Source organism: Rhodococcus jostii NBRC 16295 (genome assembly GCF_001894825.1).
GTDB lineage: Bacteria > Actinomycetota > Actinomycetes > Mycobacteriales > Mycobacteriaceae > Rhodococcus_F > Rhodococcus_F jostii.
The window spans coordinates 1-1,872 of record NZ_BCWY01000218.1 but is presented as its reverse complement, the minus strand read 5'-3'; the positions used below and the strand labels follow the sequence as shown (position 1 = coordinate 1,872).

The following is a 1,872-nucleotide window of genomic DNA, read 5'->3' as shown; positions in this document are numbered from 1 at the left end:
CGGGTGGCCCGTTCGGGGCCCCGGGCAGTCACGGGGCGGTCAGGTAGGCGCGCAGCACCGTCGTCACGTCGGTGATCTGCTGCACGGGCACGTGCTCGTCCCGCTTGTGCGCGAAGTTCGGATCGCCGGGGCCGTAGTTCACCGCCGGGATGCCGAGGGCGGAGAACCGCGAGACGTCCGTCCACCCGTATTTGGCGCGGAACTCGCCGCCGGCCGCCTCGATCAGGGCCGCGGCCGCCGGGTCGCTCAATCCGGGCAGGGCTCCCGGCGACAGATCGGTGACCTCGAAACCCAGCTCGAGCCCGTCGAAGACCTCCCGCACGTGGTCGATCGCCTGCTCGGCGCTGCGGTCGGGGGCGAAGCGGAAGTTCACGTCCATCTCCGCCGCGTCGGGCACCACGTTGCCCGCGACGCCACCGGCGATCCGCACCGCGGATAATCCCTCCCGGTAGACACAGCCGTCGATGTCCACCGACCGCGCCGTGTAGTCCGACAGCCGCTGCAGGACCGGGGCGAACCGGTGGATCGCGTTGTCGCCCAGCCACGATCTCGCGGAGTGCGCGCGGGTGCCGCGGGTGGTGAGCGTCACGCGCAACGTGCCCTGGCAGCCCGCCTCGATGAGCCCGCCCGTCGGCTCGCCCAGGATCGCGACGTCCGCACGCAGCCAGTCGGGGATCTCGCGTTCGATCCGTCCGAGCCCGTTGTGGACGGCCGCGATTTCCTCGCAGTCGTAGAACACCAGAGTCAGGTCGTGCGCGAGGTTCTCCACGGTGGCGGCGAGATGCAGGAACACCGCGTCGCCCGACTTCATGTCGACCGTTCCGCACCCGTGCAGCAGTTCGCCCTCACGACGCGAGGGCACGTTGTCCGCGATCGGCACGGTGTCGAGGTGCCCGGCGAGCATCACCCGGCTCGGCAGCCCCCGGTCGGTGCGGGCGAGCACCGCGTTGCCGTTGCGGATGATCTCGAATCCGGTGGTCTGCTCCCGTAGCGCCGACTCGACGGCGTCGGCGATCTCCGACTCGTCGTGCGAGACGCTCGGAATGTCCACCAGCGCGGCGGTGAGGTCGATGGGGTCGGCGTGGAGGTCGAGTGTGCTCACCCGTCCACCCTAGGCCGCCGCCTCGGCACGGGTGATCAGGCGTCGAAGCCCCCGGGAATCTCGTAGATCGCACCGTCGAAGCCGACCCGGTACAGCCGCCCGGCCGAGAAGCCGGTCGCGCCCTTCCCGTAGGTGACGACGCTGGAGGTCGGCAGGCCCGACCCGAGGACGCAGTACTGTCCCGGCGCGTCGATCCGCCAGATCTCGCCGCGGGCGTTGGCGGGCACTACAGGGCGGCCCTTCGAGTCCAGTGTCAGCCCGTCGGGTGCGGCGAGGACGTCGCCACCGGACAGGTTCAGGATGCTCTCCGGCGCGACCGGGTTCGCCAGCGGAATCCGGCTCACCCCCGGATTCACGAAGGTCCGCGACACGTACAGGTACCGGTCGTCGGCACCCAGGACCGCACCGTTCGCGCTGGGCAGCGTCGCCCAGTTCGGCTCCACCCGCCCGTCCGGGAACACCCGGCCGATCTGGGTACCGAAGTCGTTGGTGGCGTAGGCGATTCCGTCGGCCGCGACGTCGAGCCCGTTCGCCGCGCTGAGCCCCGAGGCGAACGGCGTGAGCACGTTCGTCGCGGTGTTCAGCTTCGCGATCGCACCGGGGCGGAGGAAGTCGCCGAGGAAGACGCGGGCGTCCGCGCCGTACCCGACGAGCAGCGATCCGTCCGTCGCCCACGCGAGCGCGCCGGCGCCGCCGCTCGGCACCGTCGCGACGGGCACGGCCGCCGCGCCGGGTGCGTCCAGGCGGAACACCCGGCCGCTGACGAGGTC

Annotated in this window: 2 protein-coding genes; both read right to left on the bottom strand. The window is 71.7% G+C overall.

Going from position 1 to position 1,872, the window contains the following annotated elements; translation table 11 throughout:
* Positions 1-28: 28 nt before the first annotated feature.
* Complete coding sequence (dapE, locus tag RJ1_RS44825; protein ID WP_073371157.1) at positions 29-1,102, bottom strand: succinyl-diaminopimelate desuccinylase; 1,074 nt, start codon at positions 1,100-1,102, stop codon at positions 29-31.
* A gap of 35 nt (positions 1,103-1,137) precedes the next feature.
* Positions 1,138-1,872, bottom strand: a 735-nt coding sequence (locus RJ1_RS44820; RefSeq protein WP_073371156.1) for an SMP-30/gluconolactonase/LRE family protein, incomplete at its 5' end; no start/stop codon positions are given.